The sequence below is a fragment of the Flavobacterium sp. genome (assembly GCF_035299245.1).
In the GTDB taxonomy this organism is placed as follows: Bacteria; Bacteroidota; Bacteroidia; order Flavobacteriales; family Flavobacteriaceae; genus Flavobacterium.
The window spans coordinates 298,928-315,047 of record NZ_DATGWY010000014.1; the positions used below are offsets into that span (position 1 = coordinate 298,928).

Consider the following 16,120-nt stretch of genomic DNA (forward strand, 5'->3'; position numbering starts at 1 on the left):
GAACTTTAAAACTACACACCATGAAGAAAATTACTTTATTACTCACCTTTTTTGTTCTCATCACTTCATGTGGAGTACGACAAACTAGAGAATCGCTCACTTCAGGCGATTATGATTCAGCCATTCAAAATGCTGTTGAAGGATTACGCAACCGCAAAGATGCCAAAGGAAAACAAGATTATGTGTACTTATTAGAAGAGGCGTTTGCTAAAGCTAAAGAACGTGATTTGCGTAACATTGCAACTTGGTTTAAAGACGCTAATCCTAATAACTTAGAAAAAATATTCAATACTTATCAGCAATTGAACAATCGTCAGGAATTGATTCGACCATTATTACCTTTAAAATTATTAAAAGAAGGTCGAAACGCTATTTTCCCTTTTGATGATTATACGGATCAGATTGTAAGTAGTAAAAATGCCTTATCGAAACATTTATACGACAATTCGAAAGCACTTTTAGGTTCAAAAGACAAAATGAGTATTCGTCGCGCTTACGATGATTTAGTGTATTTGGATCAATTAAGTCCGGGTTATAAAGATGTAGCCAAATTAATGGACGAAGCCAAATTCAAAGGAACCGATTACGTAAGTGTATTCACCAAAAACGAAACCAATATGGTGATTCCTGTACGTTTGCAAAACGATTTATTGGATTTCAGTACGTTTGGTTTGAATGATAAATGGACTGTGTACCACAGTAATCGCATGAAAGACATTAATTATGATTATGGATTAATCGTTAATTTTAGAGAAATCAACATTTCTCCTGAACAAGTGAAAGAAAAAGAATTCATTAAAGAAAAGCAAATCAAAGACGGAAAAAAACCATTGGTCAACGCCCAAGGTCAACAAGTAAAAGACAGTTTGGGTAATGTGATTATGGTGGATAATTTCAAAACAATTCGCATTAACATCTACGAATTCCGTCAATTCAAATCCACCCAAGTTACGGCAAAAGTAGATTACATCGATTTTAAAACAAATCAATTAATCGATACTTTTCCTTTAGCTAGCGAATTTGTTTTTGAACACATTTACTCAACATACAACGGAGATAGAAGAGCGTGTGACGACAGTTATTTGCCTTATTTTGATAAACGTGCAGTAGCGTTTCCTAGCAACGAACAAATGGTTTACGATTCGGGTGAAGATTTAAAAGCCAAACTCAAAGACATCATTGTTCGGAATAAGTTCCGACGATAACTTCTTAAAAAGGATAAAAATAAACCGGTTGGTTAATGGTCAATTCAGATTCAGATGAAGTTGGCGTTAGCAAGCCTGTTTTTTTATTTCGATCAAAAACGATAATCGAATTGGAAAATTGATTGGCAACTAAAATTGATTTTTGATTGTTAGAAATGATAAAATTACGCGGTGATGTTCCAGTAGAAATAGATTGAATTACTTTGGCATTTTTACCATCGTTCAATTGAATTACAACTAATTGATTGTCATTTCCACGTACCGAAGCATACAAAAATTGCTCATCATCACTCAACCGAACCTCAGCAGCTGAACCATTTTGTGTTGGAATTTTTGTCAAAGAAAGCGTCTTCAAAAGTTGTAATTTATCATCTGAATAATCAAAAATAGCCACTTCATTGGTCAATTCAAAAGTAGCGTACAAGCGATTTCCTTTGGAATTAAAAATCAAGTGACGCGGACCCGAGCCAGCAGGAACTTTGGTAGAAATAATTTTGTTTTCAATTAAAAATAAAGGAGCCTTTTCATCAAATGGAATCACATCAATTGCATCTCTTCCTAAATCGGCAACCGCTATTTTATTATCTGTTGGATGAAAAACAATGCAATGAACGTGTGGTTTTTCTTGACGCTGTGCATTGCTACTTTTTCCTTGAAAAGTGATGGTTTGATTCGCTTCAGATAATTTCCCCGTGGCATCAATTGGGAAAACGGACAAATTTCCTCCTGAATAATTTCCAACTAAAACAAACTTTTCATTCGAACTAAAAGCCACCGTACACGGATGATCTCCCAACGTAAATTGTGAATTGATTTTTTTGAAAGTGGATGACTTAGAATCATAAGAAAACGAAGTCACCTTTCCTCCTATTGTACTTGCCGTTTCTTCAACAGCAACTACAATCGTTTTGGCTTTATTCGTAATTACAAACGACGGATTTTCGATTTCATTTACTACTTTTTGTAACGAAATTACTTTCGAAGCCTCATTAAAATCGATGATGTTGATTCCTTGACTTTTGTTTTCGGTATACGTACCTACTAAATAAGTGTTGTTTTTAGAAGTGGAACAGCTCATCAATAGAATTGAAAAAAGTAAAAGAAGTTTACTGGTAATTTTCATTAGCAATTATTCTAAATTACGTTTAACACCAGCAACCGAAATCGCATCATGTGACGCATCGTAAATTGCTTTTCCGTCTTGAATCAAAATCAATTGTGGCGATTGATGCTCGATGTCAAAACGACTGGCTATTTCATTGGAAATATCGCGATGATTCAATAAATCAAGGTAATACGGAATTATTTTATCATGTAAATCAAACTCCGATTCAAATTGTTTCAAGGAAAAACGACTAATGCTGCAGCGTGTACTGTGCTTGAAAATAATTACAGGTTGCTCTGTAGATTCATTGATGATTTCATTCAACTGACCTAAATCAGTCAATTCGCGCCAATGTACTTTTGAATTTACCGCCTCGTCTTCCGAACTTCCGAATATATTTTTAAAAAAACTCATATGTTGTCATTAAATCAGACTAATTGACGCAAAATTACGGTAAATATATTCCAAAATACGTCATTTTGACTTGTTTTTAATAATGGAACATAAATTGACCAAACAACAGTAAACCAGATAAAAACTAAAATGAATTTTAATAATTTAACCATAAAATCGCAAGAAGCTTTGCAACAAGCGCAGCAAATTGCACAAAGTTTCGGGCAACAACAGCTCGAAAACGAACACATTTTCAAAGGTATTTTGGAAGTGGACGAAAACGTTGCTCCTTTTATTTTGAAAAAGGTTAATGTGAATGTCGATTTGTTCAAAAAAGTCTTGGACAGCACTATTCAAAGTTTTCCGAAAGTTTCGGGTGGCGATATTATGCTTTCTCGAGATGCAGGAACAATGCTGAATGAAGCCAATAGCATCGCCAAAAAAATGAACGATGAATACGTTTCTATTGAGCATTTACTGTTGGCCATTTTCAAATCAAAAAGCAAAGTAGCCCAAATTTTAAAAGACCAAGGTGTAACTGAGAAAGCCATGGAAGCCGCTATTTCAGAAATGCGAAAAGGCGAACGTGTAACCTCTGCTTCTGCTGAAGAAACCTACAATTCGCTCAGTAAATACGCTAAAAACCTCAACGAACTAGCTAAAAGTGGCAAGCTTGATCCTGTAATTGGTCGTGATGAAGAAATCCGACGTGTACTGCAAATTTTAACGCGTCGTACCAAAAACAATCCGATGCTTGTAGGTGAACCTGGAGTTGGTAAAACCGCTATAGCCGAGGGTTTGGCACACCGAATTGTAGATGGTGACGTTCCCGAAAATCTAAAAGATAAAATCGTTTATTCACTCGACATGGGTGCGCTCATAGCTGGAGCAAAATACAAAGGTGAATTTGAAGAGCGATTGAAATCGGTAGTCAAAGAAGTCATTTCAGCCGAAGGTGATATCGTACTTTTCATTGACGAAATACACACTTTAGTTGGTGCTGGTGGTGGCGAAGGTGCGATGGACGCCGCGAATATTTTAAAACCTGCTTTGGCGCGCGGTGAATTGCGTGCAATTGGTGCCACAACTTTAGACGAATATCAAAAATACTTCGAAAAAGACAAAGCACTCGAACGCCGTTTTCAAAAAGTGGTGGTTGACGAACCCGATACTGAAAGTGCCATTTCGATTTTACGCGGAATCAAAGAGAAATACGAAACACACCACAAAGTGCGCATCAAAGACGACGCTATTATTGCCGCGGTTGAACTTTCGCAACGCTACATTACCAATCGTTTTTTGCCCGATAAAGCCATTGATTTAATGGACGAAGCTGCGTCAAAATTGCGAATGGAAATCAATTCAAAACCCGAAGAACTCGATGTTTTGGATCGAAAAATTATGCAGTTGGAAATCGAAATTGAAGCAATCAAACGCGAAAATGACGAGACCAAACTCAAAAGTTTAGGTTTGGATTTGGCCAACTTAAAAGAAGAACGCAACGAGATTTTTACGCAATGGAAATCGGAGAAAGATGTAGTCGATAATATTCAAACGGTAAAACTCGAAATTGAGGATTTCAAAACCGAAGCCGAGCAAGCCGAACGCAATGGCGATTACGGAAAAGTAGCCGAAATTCGGTACGGAAAAATCAAGGAAGCACAAGAGCGTTTGGATGCATTGCAAAAACAATTAGCCGAAAATCAGGCAGGAAATTCACTGATTAAAGAAGAAGTTACTCGCGAAGACATTGCCGAAGTGGTTGCCAAATGGACGGGAATTCCAGTAATGAAAATGCTGCAAGGTGAACGCGAAAAACTGTTGAAATTAGAAGACGAATTACATCAAAGAGTTGTTGGTCAAGAAGAAGCCATTGAAGCCGTGAGTGATGCGGTTCGCAGAAGTCGAGCAGGATTGCAAGACATGAAAAAGCCCATCGGAAGTTTTCTTTTCTTAGGTACAACAGGTGTAGGAAAAACCGAATTAGCCAAAGCACTTGCCGAATATTTATTTGACGATGAAAATGCCATGACGCGCATCGATATGAGTGAATACCAAGAACGCCACAGTGTGAGTCGTTTGGTAGGTGCGCCTCCAGGATATGTGGGTTACGACGAAGGTGGACAATTGACCGAAGCAGTCCGCAGAAAACCGTATTCAGTAATTTTATTAGACGAAATCGAAAAAGCGCATCCCGACACCTTCAACATCTTATTGCAAGTGTTGGATGAAGGAAGGTTGACCGATAATAAAGGTCGCGTTGCCGATTTCAAGAACACCATTATCATCATGACTTCGAATATGGGAAGTCATATCATTCAAGAGAAGTTTGAAAATTTGAAAGGCGGCATTGAAGCTGCAACTGAAGCAGCCAAACTGGAAGTGTTAGGTTTATTAAAACAAACGGTTCGACCTGAATTCATCAATCGTATTGACGAAATAGTAATGTTTACGCCGTTGACCGAAGCCAACATCAAACAAATTGTAAGTTTACAGTTGAAAAATGTTATCAAAATGCTCGCGCAACAAAACATTACTATGGATGCCACTCCAGAAGCCATAGGCTATTTGGCTGAAAAAGGATTTGATCCGCAATACGGAGCACGACCTGTAAAAAGAGTGATTCAACGTGAAGTGTTAAACCAACTTTCCAAAGAAATTCTAGCAGGAAAAGTAACAGTTGACAGTATTATTTTACTCGATTGTTTTGATGGTCAGCTCGTTTTTAGGAATGGAGCGAATGAGTAATTGAGTGCCTGAGAAAAGAGACAATAGAATATAGAGTTTTGACTTTGTAAAATAAATTTTCATAATTAGTAATTGGTTTGATAGTCCTAACAGGTAGTGAATCTGTTAGGGCTTTTTTTTAGTTTTTGTAGCAAATGGCTTGGGCTTTCTTGTAATCCATTTTCCCGCTTTACGCTTTACTGCGTGCCGCTCCAATCGGGGCTAGTTGAGAAACGTCTTTTGCAAAAACAAGAGTTCTAAGAGCTATAAAAATGTGATAGCTTTTTCTTTATATTTGTTAATTGCAAAAAAAAATCACAATGGAAAAAAGTTCTAACAAACAACTATCAGCTGAACAACATGCAGAATTGCTCAACATCCTAAAAACTCGTTTCGAAAAAAACACCATTCGCCACAAAAATTTGGACTGGAGTACAATTCAAGAAAAGCTAGAAAACAATCCAGAAAAATTATGGTCGCTTAATGAAATGGAACAAACAGGAGGCGAACCAGATGTTGTGGGTTTTGATGAGCAATCAGGTGAATACATTTTTATTGATTGTTCGACTGAAAGTCCAGCTGGACGAAGAAGTTTGTGTTACGACAAAGAAGGATTGGAATCGCGAAAAGAATTCAAACCCGAAAACAACGCTGTTGATAAGGCTAATGAGATGGGAATTGAAATTGTATCAGAAGAAGATTACCTCAACTTACAACAATTGGGTAAGTTTGACTCCAAAACGTCAAGTTGGATTAAAACACCATCTGAAATAAGAAAATTGGGTGGAGCACTTTTTGCAGATTACCGTTACGGCAAAGTGTTCTTTTATCATAATGGAGCGCAATCGTATTATGCTGCACGTGGTTTTCGAGGCTTACTTAGAGTTTAAATTTACACTATCTTTAGCATATAAAATGCAAAACTATGCAACACAATTCCAAATCCATTCGACCCTTTATCGGAGCTAATAATTACGAAGTTTCAAGGCAATTTTACAGTGATTTGGGTTTTGAATAGGTGGTTTTGTTCCACAATGTGTGCTGCTCCAAAACCAAACCATTGGTTTTTTCTTTAAGAAAATTCGTATTTAATAATAGCCTTATTTCTTTTTGATAGATGTAAAACTTTTTTTATCGATGAACAACTTGTGCTAATTATTTTTTTTTATTACCAAAAAAAGTTTATCTAAATTAGCAACCGATTCCCAAAATCAAATTCGTAAACTACTTTTTTGAAACTAAATTAGTTTCAAATAATATTTATGTTTAACCCAACAATAATCAAAATGAAAAAGTGTTTTTTAACAGCATTTTTATTTCTTTTCTGTTTTACTCTTACTGCACAAGTAGGAATTGGAACAACTAGCCCAAGTGACAGTTCAATGCTTGATGTCGTATCCACCAATAAAGGATTATTAGTCCCGAGAGTTGCTTTATCATTAACAACCAGTGCTTCTCCTATAGCAGCCCCAGATGTTTCTTTATTGGTCTTCAATACTGCTACAGCAGGCGATGTAACTCCAGGATACTATTATTGGAGTGGTACAGGTTGGGTTCGTTTACAAAGTGGGAATTCTGTTGATTGGACTACGACGGGAAACAACACTACAAATCCTGCGATTAATTTCATTGGTACAACCAATCCGGTAGATTTTGTAACACGTACGAACAATACTGAAAGGATGCGGGTTACCTCAGCGGGAAATATAGGAATGGGCATGACTAATCCAGCTTATGGGTTGGAATTAGGTTCTACATTCGGTTTTGGAAATGGTACATCAGGTGCGTATCGTTCTAGAACTGAAACTCGAGACAATGCAGGTGCTTTCGGAACCAGTCAATCCGGTTTTTTTGAAGCAGCCAATCCAGTAAATTTTCCTGCTGGAGCAACTAGTTGGTGGCATCTAATTGACACCCGACATTCGAATAATGCTAATAATTATGCATTGCAAATTGCGGGTAGCTTCTTTGACCAAGAACTTTGGTTCAGAAAAACCAACAATTCAGCAACACAAAGCTGGACTCGATTAATTACAACTGGAAATATGAACACAAATGCTTGGACATTATTCGGAAATAGCGGTACCAATGCAAGTGTAAATTTTGTTGGAACTTCAGATGCTGTTGATTTTGTTACTCGCACTGCTAATCTGGAGCGAATGCGGGTGACTTCCGCAGGAAATGTAGGAATAGGGATCGCCGTTCCCGCTGCTGGTGCTCGTTTACAAGTAGTAGGTGGTTCTATCATGCCTCAAACGGGAAACAACTTAACTTCAGGAATCTATTTCCCACCAAATCCGGGTGGCGGCGGTGGAGATGAAGCTTACATACGTCATTATGTGGAAGCGGGAGAAAACACCAAACTTGTTATCGCTAATGTTAACGACAGCGACGATGATATTGCTTTTAGAACCGGATTGTCAGCGGCTGATCGAATTAACATCAATGGAAACGGAACAACCGCTATCAATCGAGCCGTTTTATTTGATTGTAATGATTGTGGCCTTGCCAATGCTTATGATATTACTGACGGAGCAGGAGCAAATTGGGGCGATTTAGTGATACAAGGTCGCGTATTATCAACTAACAGTAATTTGCATCTTTCACCTCCTGGCGGTTCTAGAGTAATCATAAATTCAGCATATCGATCTGCAGGTGGTGGAACAGGCACCACAGGTTTGGATATAGAAGACGGAGGAATTCGCATGCGTAAAAACTATCGATGGATCAATCGTTACGGAAGTACTGCTGGATTTGGTTGGGGTTCGCAAACACATAATTTAGGCGCTTGGGATTTTTGTGCAGTAGGCGCATTTGGATTTAGAAATGTAAATGCAGCAACAGACGAAGACGATGATGTACAATGCTCAGTTTATCCTAATGCTCATGCTGATGCTGGTGAAGCCAATCAATGGGATAGTTTTTTTACTTACCAATTCAATCAGCGCCCAAATTGGTTTATGTATTTAGAAGGTTTTGCCGATACAACTGCCACTAATTGTACAGCAATTTGCATGAACTTTGATTAATTTCTGGATGAAAAAAACACTTATAATTGCGCTTTTATTAGCCATAACATCATCCTTTGGACAATCAAAACTGCAGTTTACCTTACACAGTATCCCCAACAAAGGAGTTGCCGCTAGCAAAAATTATGAATTAGTTTTAGGCCGCTACTACGACGGAGAATTTCATCATTTTGCCCATCAATCCATAGTAAAAGACACGGTGGCTGTTTTTACTTTTGAAATACCCAATTCCTCAGCCACTGGATTGTACACTATTTTTATTGGTGATAATAGTGAAAAAGAAATCAATAAAGCTGAATTTATTTGGAATCCTTCGGAAAATTTAAAAATGGATGCACACTTTTACCAACTTAAAAATGGTGAATTGAGTATCGAAAAATCAAGAGAAAATGAAGTCTATACCAAGTTCAACTTGTTGAGAAATGAATTTGAAAATACTTTAGAAAAACTAGTAAAAAAGCGATTATCTAATTCATTATTTGATCCAAACAGCAAACAAAAGGCAATTGAAATTGAGCACGAAACGGAAAACATTCAATACAATTACAACAACAAATTAGCCAAATTAGGTGAATTATACCCCAACACCTATGTAACGCAAACTCTCATTCCTTTAGCATTGATACCGGTTCGGTCGGTCAAAGAAGAATGGGCGCAGCAGTACGATAGTTATTTTTCGTTTTTGCATCAAAATTTTTTCATGCATTGTAACACTAAAGACAATTCAAACTTATATCATTACGCTTTTCAGGATAAAATCTTTTACTACTTGAGTACTTTTTGTGATAAAAACGAGGAAGGAACTAAAAAAGGGGTTGATATTATAATGCAAACATTAAAAAGCAATTCCGAACTTTCAAGTTTTACTTACAATTTACTTTTAAAAACATTCATCAAATTAGAGAGTGAACCATTATCAAAATACTTAATGGAAAAATACGGTAATGAATGTGCTTTGAACTTGCCTTTTGAAGAGTTGAAAAAACTCCAAACCCTACAAGCATTGTCGGTTGGCGGTTTGGCTCCCGAAATATCGCTTCCTGACAAAGAAGGGAAATACCATTCGCTGAGAGAATATACAGCTAAAAACAAAGTAACGTTAGTTGTAGTTTGGCTCAGTTGGTGTGCTCGATGCCAATCTGAAATTCCAAAACTAAACGAACTATATAACCAATACAAGTCAGCCGGTTTGGGCATTTATGCTGTTTCTTTGGATGAAAAAAAAGAAGATTGGGAAAAGGTTACAACTTTAAACAAAAACTGGAAAAACGTTTGTGAAATGGTTCCCATTAAAAAATCGACAGTAGTTGCCAATTACAATGTGACCACTACTCCCGCACTTTATGTTTTGGACAGCAACGGAAAAATACTCAGCAAAAACTCGTTTGGTAGCAGTTTGCAAACACTTCTAAAAGAGCTTTTGAACCGCTAATTCTTTTTCTGCAAAAGCATAAATTCTTATATTTGTTCAAAAGAAGATTATGCAACCCACCAAATCCATTCGACCCTTTATCGGAGCTAATAATTACGAAGTTTCAAGGCAGTTTTACCGTGATCTGGGTTTTGAAGAAGTGGTTTTGTTTCCCAATATGTCGTTGTTTCAAAATGAAACCATTGGTTTTTATTTGCAAGATGCTTACGTAAAAGACTGGATTGATAATACTATGGTTTTTATGGAAGTGGAAGATGTAAATTTCTTTTATAATCAAATCGCTGCTCTAAATTTACCATCAAAATACCCAACTGTACGACTACTTCCTGTTAAAAAGCACGATTGGGGAAGCGTGTGTTATCTTCACGATCCATCGGGAATTTTGTGGCACATTGGTCAGTTTAACAAATAGAAGCAACATGAATACAATTGCACAACAAACCGCTTTACGTTTCCGCGAAGTCATTCTCAACGGAACTTGGATTGCCAATACCAATTTCAAAGACCAATTGGATGGTTTAGATCATCAAATAGCAATAACCCAAATTGGTTCTTTCAATACAATTGCTGTATTAGCGCAACATATTCATTATTACATCAACGGAATATTAAATGTTTTTAGAGGTGGAAATCTAGACATAAGAGACCAATTTAGTTTTGACTTTGCTCCTATTACTTCACAAAATCAATGGGAAACTTTCTTGGTACAATTTTGGAACGATGCCGAAGAATTTACCTCTTTCATAGAAAAAATGTCTGATGAACAACTCAATCGCTCTTTTGTAGATGAAAAATACGGAACCTATTTAAGAAACATCGACGCAATGATTGAACACAGTTATTATCATTTGGGACAGGTTGTTTTGTTAAAAAAAATGATTCAAAAATAAATGCTTAACTCCATTCACCATACCGCCATAATTTGCTCGGATTATAAAAAATCCAAACAGTTCTATACTGATGTTTTAGGATTAACAATTATTCGTGAAGTATATCGAGAAGAACGTCAATCGTACAAATTGGATTTGACTTTGAATGGAACGTACATCATCGAGTTGTTTTCATTTCCCAATCCACCAAAAAGGCCATCGTATCCTGAAGCTTGCGGTTTGCGTCATTTAGCTTTTGAAGTGGACGATATTGAAAAAATCATCCAGCATCTCAATCAAAATAATATTGAAGCAGAACCCATTCGCATTGATGAATTCACTCAAAAACGATTCACATTCATCTCTGATCCTGATGGATTACCCATTGAGTTTTACGAAAAATAAAACCCTCAACTTGCGCCAAGGGTTCTACAAACAAACTACCTACTACTTACTTTATTGTCACTTTTAGTCAATAACCGTTCAACTAAAATTGATGTGGCAAATTTGGTTCAGTAGTGTTAAACTAGAATTAATCAAAAAACAAGATTGTATTAAATTAAACACTTTCACTATTGTAGTAATTATTGGGTTTTCTTTCGAAAAAAATAAAATTTTAAAAGCACAAAAAACATCAGCTACAAACTACTAAAATTATAGTTCAAAAGTTAAAAACCAATTATTTAAACATTTATAAATCAATAAGTTTTTCATATTTAGATGAGTAATTTTAACGATTAGATAATTCAAAAAAAGATTCCAATTCAATAGTCAAATTTACCTTTGAACTAGTATTAATCTTAAAAAATCTAATCATGAAAAAAATTATTCTTTTTGCTTTTACACTAAGCGTGTTTGCTTTTGGTCAATCGGTTGCTCAATCGGTTGCAGAACAGAACTTGGATTCGGCTATTCAATCGGCTGAAAATGTTCAACAAGAAGTTACTGTGGCTCGTAAAGCTGTAAATCAATTAGTAAAACAATTGACCGTTTTAGGAACTCCAAATGCTGCTTTATTCGAATCGAAAATGAATTATCACGTAAATTCTGTTTTGAATAATTCAGATGATGTTCAGTATTTTGTTGGATTAGCACAAAGCAATTCGTCAATTCCATTTTCTTCTACATCAATTGTAAATGATTGCAATGAATTGGTCAATCAAAACGACATCATCATGGCACTAACAACTCAAATGACAGCTGCAATTAATGCTAACAATACTTCTTTGGCGTTGAGTTTAGTACAACCCATTCGTTCAGCTTTGACTAAACAATTCAACAGATCAGGCAAAATTATAACTGATATTGAGGCAATAAAAACAGCCATCAGAACCTACAATGTTTGTTTATATCTTACAGACTCTCAAGGGAATACTGCTATAGATGGTGGATTTGGAGCGCAAAACACCACAACTGGAGAGCTATTTTATCCTGGTGATCCAAATGGACAAGATTATGGCTACGGAAATTGTTTTGTGAATTTACCATCTGGCACTTATGAATTTTTCTCATTTCCCTCACAAGGAAGCCTTTGTGGAACAGGAAGTGCTACAGTAACACTTACTCCAAGTTTAGTAAATTCAAATGGTGTTGTAGAAATTACAATGGTCACTTGGTGTGAATAAAATTGAGATAGTAGCTTATTATTTGTTGACAGGGATTACTTTTACTAGTAATCTCTGTTTTTTTTTTATACATTTACTAATCAATTTCTTAAAAAATGCCTTACAACGAAGCCTTAGCCATTCGCATTCGAAATGCGTTTTATGAAAAAAATATAGTTTTTACTGAAAAGAAAATGTTCAGTGGAATTTGTTTTATGGTGGATGATAAAATGTGTTGTGGAACTCACGTCGATAAAAAAAATAACGAAGACGTTCTATTGTGCCGGATTGGTGAAAATGAATACGAAAAAGCATTAGAAATCGTAAACTGCATTCCGATGGAATTCACAGGAAAACCAATGAAAGGCTATGTTTATGTTACTGAAAACGGAATTAAAAGCCCGAAAGATTTAGAACATTGGTTGCAATTGTGCTTAGATTTCAATCCGTTGGCAAAAAAAAGCAAAAAATAGCTTCAGTAAACAATCAGTTTTTGTCTCTCGAATTGATTTCCTCTCTGATTTTTTTTATGATAGAATAATTTACAATCAGTATAGGTAAAAAAGTTACTGGTAAAATTGTAAAAACATTGAAGCCTTGCTTGAACGTTAAAAACAAACCAACCAAAAACTGAAGCACAATTACAACCGCTAGCATGACGGTTGCTGTTTTTGCCGTTTTTTCTTTTTTAGTAAGCTCTTCGATAGTCAATTGTGAGTAATCTTCTTTCTTCATGATTCTAATTTTTGTTTGTAAATGGTTAGCGTAAATTTACAGTATTATTTAATTATTTTTACAAGAAACAATACAATATACGATGAATAGTCAAGTAGATCAGTACATAACCGAATTAGAACATCCGTTAAAAAATGTATTCATAGAAATTAGACGTCTCATTTGCAATCACTTTCCGCAATTGAATGAAGTCATTAAATGGAATGCACCAAGTTACCAAACAAATGAAACCGATTTTCTAACGTTTAAATTATTTCCACCCAAAAACATTCAACTCATTTTTCATCGTGGTGCCAAAGTCAAAGAACAGCCTAAAGATCATTTAATCACTGACGATTCTAAGCTACTAAAATGGGCAGCCAACGACAGAGCTATACTAACTTTTACCACTTTGGAAGAAGTAAAAGCTAATGAAAGCGCTTTAATTTTGATCATTTCTAATTGGATGAAAGCACTTCAAGAATGAAAATTTTATCTATTTTTGGTATTCTTATTTATTTCATTTGAATCTGATAAAAAAACATAAAGAGTTTATTGGTTACGGAATTTCGATGGCATTTCTGCTTTTGATATTGCGCTGGAGTGAATATCATTTTTTGTTTTTAAAAAGTCAAACTGAATTTTACATCGGACTAATTGCTTTGTTTTTTACGTTACTCGGCGTTTGGGTGTCGCAAAAATTATCCAAGCCAAAAGTGGAAACAGTAGTTATTGAAAAAGAAATTGTAGTTCAAAAAAACTTAGCATTTTCAATTAATCAAATGGAATTGGAGAAACGAAAAATAAGCAAACGCGAACTCGAAGTGTTGGAACTCATGGCCGAAGGTTTGAGTAATCAAGAAATTGCCTCTCGCCTATTTGTATCACTCAATACCATCAAAACTCATTCTTCTAATCTCTTTGAAAAACTAGAAGTTAAGCGCCGAACCCAAGCAATTGAAACCGCAAAAAAATTAGAACTAATTCAATAGCACTTTAGTAGTATTTTTTTGAAAATCATTCTAAAGTATGACTGATTTTATTAGAATAACCTTCAATTTTGCAACCTAATCAAACTCAATCGTATGAAAAAAATTATTATTAAAAACGGACTTATTGCAAGTGCACTTGTAGTGCTCTTTATGGTTATTTCAACTTATTTATGGAAAACCGATCCCAATTTTAAACCCACCGCTGTTTATGGTTTTACCGGAATGCTTATCGCTTTTGCTTTTATTTTTATCGGAATAAAAAGCTATCGTGATAATGAAAATAATGGTGCGATCTCATTTGGAAAAGCCTTTAAAATTGGCTCTTTAATTGCCTTGATTGCCTCAACCTGTTATGTTTTGGCTTGGTTAATTCTGTACTACAATTTCATTCCTGATTTTATGGATTTGTACAGTAAATGTGTAGTTGATGATGCAAAAGCTGCAGGAGAAAGTGCACAACAAATAAATGCAAAATTAGCCGAAGTCAACATGATGAAAGAATGGTATAAAAACCCACTTTATATTATTCTTCTCACTTTTATGGAAATCTTACCGCTGGGAATTATAGTAGCCTTAATTTGTTCTTTGATTTTAATGCGCAAAGCAAAACCCAATACTGAAAATAAAATTAGCGAAAATCAAAATTTGAAAACCGAATCATAAAAAAAATCCCAGCTCAAAACTGGGATTTTTTTATTTATTTTATTTTGACAACAAACCGATCATTCATTCCTTTATTGAGAGTGAAATCGCCATCACTACTTTGTGTGTCGCCTACTATTATTATACTTCCGTCTTTAGTTTGTGTGAAATCATTTCCTAAATCAAAACTCGAACCACCGACTGTTTTTTGCCAAAGAAGACCCGAATTCGGTTGTGCATCAATGGTCAATAAAAAAGCATCGTTTTGGCCTTTATTTTCGATCTGATTATCATTACTTCTAGTGTGTCCTGCAATCATGAATTGATTATTAGCCATTTTTTTGATGGCATAACCCGTTTCAAACTGACTTCCACCAAACGATTTATTCCAAATTAAATGTCCGTGATCATCAATGTGAATCACCCAAACATCACTATTGCCTTTGGGATGGGAAACATCGCCATCAGTACTATTGGATTGACCAACAATTAAATACGAATTGTAATCGGTTTTGACAATTCCGTATGCTTGATCGATATCGCTTCCGCCGTAGTTTTTCTTCCAATGCAAATGACCCATTTCATCAATTTTGATTACCCAGTAATCGTAACTGCCTTTAGCACCTTCCACATCAAAATCACTACTTTCCGAATAACCAACCATGATAATACCACCATCGTTGGCCTCTACAATATCATTCACACGATCATTTTGAGTTCCGCCATAATAACGATACCATTGAAATTCGCCTTGTGCATCCAATTTAATTCCGAAAAACTCGCCTACTCCATGTTGAACGCTGTACGAATTACGATCCATTTGATGACCTTCGCCATTGTCGGGTTGTCCGCTTAAACCTGCATAATCAGCATAACCCGCAACAAAAAATCCACCATCCCGGGTTTGGATAATTTTGTGCGCGTGATCGTGGCTACTGAAACCGTATACTTTAGACCAAATGGTGTTGCCACTTTCATTTATTTTAAAGATGAAAAAATCGTGCATTCCTAAATTTCTAGGAACATCATAATCGGAACTTCCCGAATAACCTGCAATTACATAATTTGAATCGTTGGTTTTAATAATATTGATGGCATAATCATCTCCCGAACCACCAATGGTTTTATTCCACACAACATTTCCATTAGCATCCAATTTAGTGATCCAAATATCATTTAGATTGAATATTTTGTTCACATCTCCATCCGTACTTTTGGAATAACCCACAACAATTACACCTCCATCGGGAGTTGCCACAACACCAGCAGTAGTGTCGTCAAGCGAACCGCCGAGCGTTTTTGCCCAAGCTATGGTTCCGCTCATGCCTTGTTGCTGCGCTTCCTCGTCTTTAGAACAAGAAAACAATACAGCTAATAAGCCAATAAACGCTAATTTTTTCATGATCTT

Annotated in this window: 17 protein-coding genes; 13 read left to right on the forward strand and 4 right to left on the reverse strand. The window is 35.8% G+C overall.

Features of this window, described 5'->3' with window-relative positions:
• The first annotated feature begins 20 nt into the window (after nt 1-20).
• Nucleotides 21-1,205: a hypothetical protein gene (locus VK161_RS10285; RefSeq protein ID WP_324214693.1), complete on the forward strand. Its 1,185-nt coding sequence runs from the start codon at nt 21-23 to the stop codon at nt 1,203-1,205.
• A 4-nt stretch (nt 1,206-1,209) separates the two neighbouring features.
• Here the strand turns inward: VK161_RS10285 and VK161_RS10290 are convergent, their stop codons facing one another.
• Complete coding sequence (locus VK161_RS10290) at nt 1,210-2,328, reverse strand: lactonase family protein (protein WP_324214694.1); 1,119 nt, start codon at nt 2,326-2,328, stop codon at nt 1,210-1,212.
• Between the two features lie 6 nt (nt 2,329-2,334).
• The gene (gene ytxJ, locus VK161_RS10295; RefSeq protein ID WP_324214695.1) at nt 2,335-2,724 is read right to left on the reverse strand and encodes a bacillithiol system redox-active protein YtxJ; all 390 of its coding nucleotides are present in this window, start codon (nt 2,722-2,724) and stop codon (nt 2,335-2,337) included.
• Between the two features lie 129 nt (nt 2,725-2,853).
• Here ytxJ and clpB point away from each other — a divergent pair, with 129 nt between their 5' ends.
• From clpB to VK161_RS10340, 9 genes are all read left to right on the forward strand, one after another.
• Nucleotides 2,854-5,451: an ATP-dependent chaperone ClpB gene (clpB, locus tag VK161_RS10300; protein WP_324214696.1), complete on the forward strand. Its 2,598-nt coding sequence runs from the start codon at nt 2,854-2,856 to the stop codon at nt 5,449-5,451.
• A 299-nt stretch (nt 5,452-5,750) separates the two neighbouring features.
• Nucleotides 5,751-6,320 carry a DUF4256 domain-containing protein gene (locus VK161_RS10305; RefSeq protein ID WP_324214697.1) on the forward strand — a complete coding sequence of 190 codons (570 nt, stop codon included), beginning with the start codon at nt 5,751-5,753 and terminating at the stop codon, nt 6,318-6,320.
• A gap of 396 nt (nt 6,321-6,716) precedes the next feature.
• Nucleotides 6,717-8,459: a hypothetical protein gene (locus VK161_RS10310; protein ID WP_324214698.1), complete on the forward strand. Its 1,743-nt coding sequence runs from the start codon at nt 6,717-6,719 to the stop codon at nt 8,457-8,459.
• Between the two features lie 7 nt (nt 8,460-8,466).
• On the forward strand, nt 8,467-9,891 hold the full coding sequence (locus tag VK161_RS10315; RefSeq protein ID WP_324214699.1) for a TlpA disulfide reductase family protein: 1,425 nt from the start codon (nt 8,467-8,469) through the stop codon (nt 9,889-9,891).
• A gap of 49 nt (nt 9,892-9,940) precedes the next feature.
• Nucleotides 9,941-10,303: a glyoxalase gene (locus VK161_RS10320; protein WP_324214700.1), complete on the forward strand. Its 363-nt coding sequence runs from the start codon at nt 9,941-9,943 to the stop codon at nt 10,301-10,303.
• A 7-nt stretch (nt 10,304-10,310) separates the two neighbouring features.
• Entirely contained in the window at nt 10,311-10,781 is a 471-nt protein-coding gene (locus tag VK161_RS10325; protein WP_324214701.1) for a DUF1572 domain-containing protein, read from the forward strand.
• Nucleotides 10,782-11,165 carry a VOC family protein gene (locus tag VK161_RS10330; protein ID WP_324214702.1) on the forward strand — a complete coding sequence of 128 codons (384 nt, stop codon included), beginning with the start codon at nt 10,782-10,784 and terminating at the stop codon, nt 11,163-11,165.
• A gap of 410 nt (nt 11,166-11,575) precedes the next feature.
• Nucleotides 11,576-12,385: a hypothetical protein gene (locus VK161_RS10335; RefSeq protein ID WP_324214703.1), complete on the forward strand. Its 810-nt coding sequence runs from the start codon at nt 11,576-11,578 to the stop codon at nt 12,383-12,385.
• Between the two features lie 95 nt (nt 12,386-12,480).
• Complete coding sequence (locus tag VK161_RS10340) at nt 12,481-12,837, forward strand: TfoX/Sxy family protein (protein ID WP_324214704.1); 357 nt, start codon at nt 12,481-12,483, stop codon at nt 12,835-12,837.
• A 13-nt stretch (nt 12,838-12,850) separates the two neighbouring features.
• Here the strand turns inward: VK161_RS10340 and VK161_RS10345 are convergent, their stop codons facing one another.
• The gene (locus VK161_RS10345; RefSeq protein ID WP_324214705.1) at nt 12,851-13,099 is read right to left on the reverse strand and encodes a redox-active disulfide protein 2; all 249 of its coding nucleotides are present in this window, start codon (nt 13,097-13,099) and stop codon (nt 12,851-12,853) included.
• A gap of 82 nt (nt 13,100-13,181) precedes the next feature.
• Here VK161_RS10345 and VK161_RS10350 point away from each other — a divergent pair, with 82 nt between their 5' ends.
• The 3 genes from VK161_RS10350 (at nt 13,182) to VK161_RS10360 (ending at nt 14,733) form a co-directional block, all read left to right on the forward strand.
• Nucleotides 13,182-13,565 (forward strand): DUF1801 domain-containing protein, encoded by a 384-nt coding sequence (locus VK161_RS10350; RefSeq protein WP_324214706.1) that lies wholly within the window; start codon nt 13,182-13,184, stop codon nt 13,563-13,565.
• Nucleotides 13,566-13,602: 37 nt separating this feature from the next.
• Nucleotides 13,603-14,070 (forward strand): response regulator transcription factor, encoded by a 468-nt coding sequence (locus VK161_RS10355; protein WP_324214707.1) that lies wholly within the window; start codon nt 13,603-13,605, stop codon nt 14,068-14,070.
• A 93-nt stretch (nt 14,071-14,163) separates the two neighbouring features.
• Nucleotides 14,164-14,733 (forward strand): DUF4199 domain-containing protein, encoded by a 570-nt coding sequence (locus tag VK161_RS10360; RefSeq protein WP_324214708.1) that lies wholly within the window; start codon nt 14,164-14,166, stop codon nt 14,731-14,733.
• 34 nt (nt 14,734-14,767) lie between these two features.
• Here VK161_RS10360 and VK161_RS10365 read toward each other — a convergent pair whose 3' ends face one another.
• Nucleotides 14,768-16,114, reverse strand: a complete 1,347-nt coding sequence (locus VK161_RS10365; protein WP_324214709.1) for a hypothetical protein — start codon at nt 16,112-16,114, stop codon at nt 14,768-14,770.
• Nucleotides 16,115-16,120 lie beyond the last annotated feature (6 nt).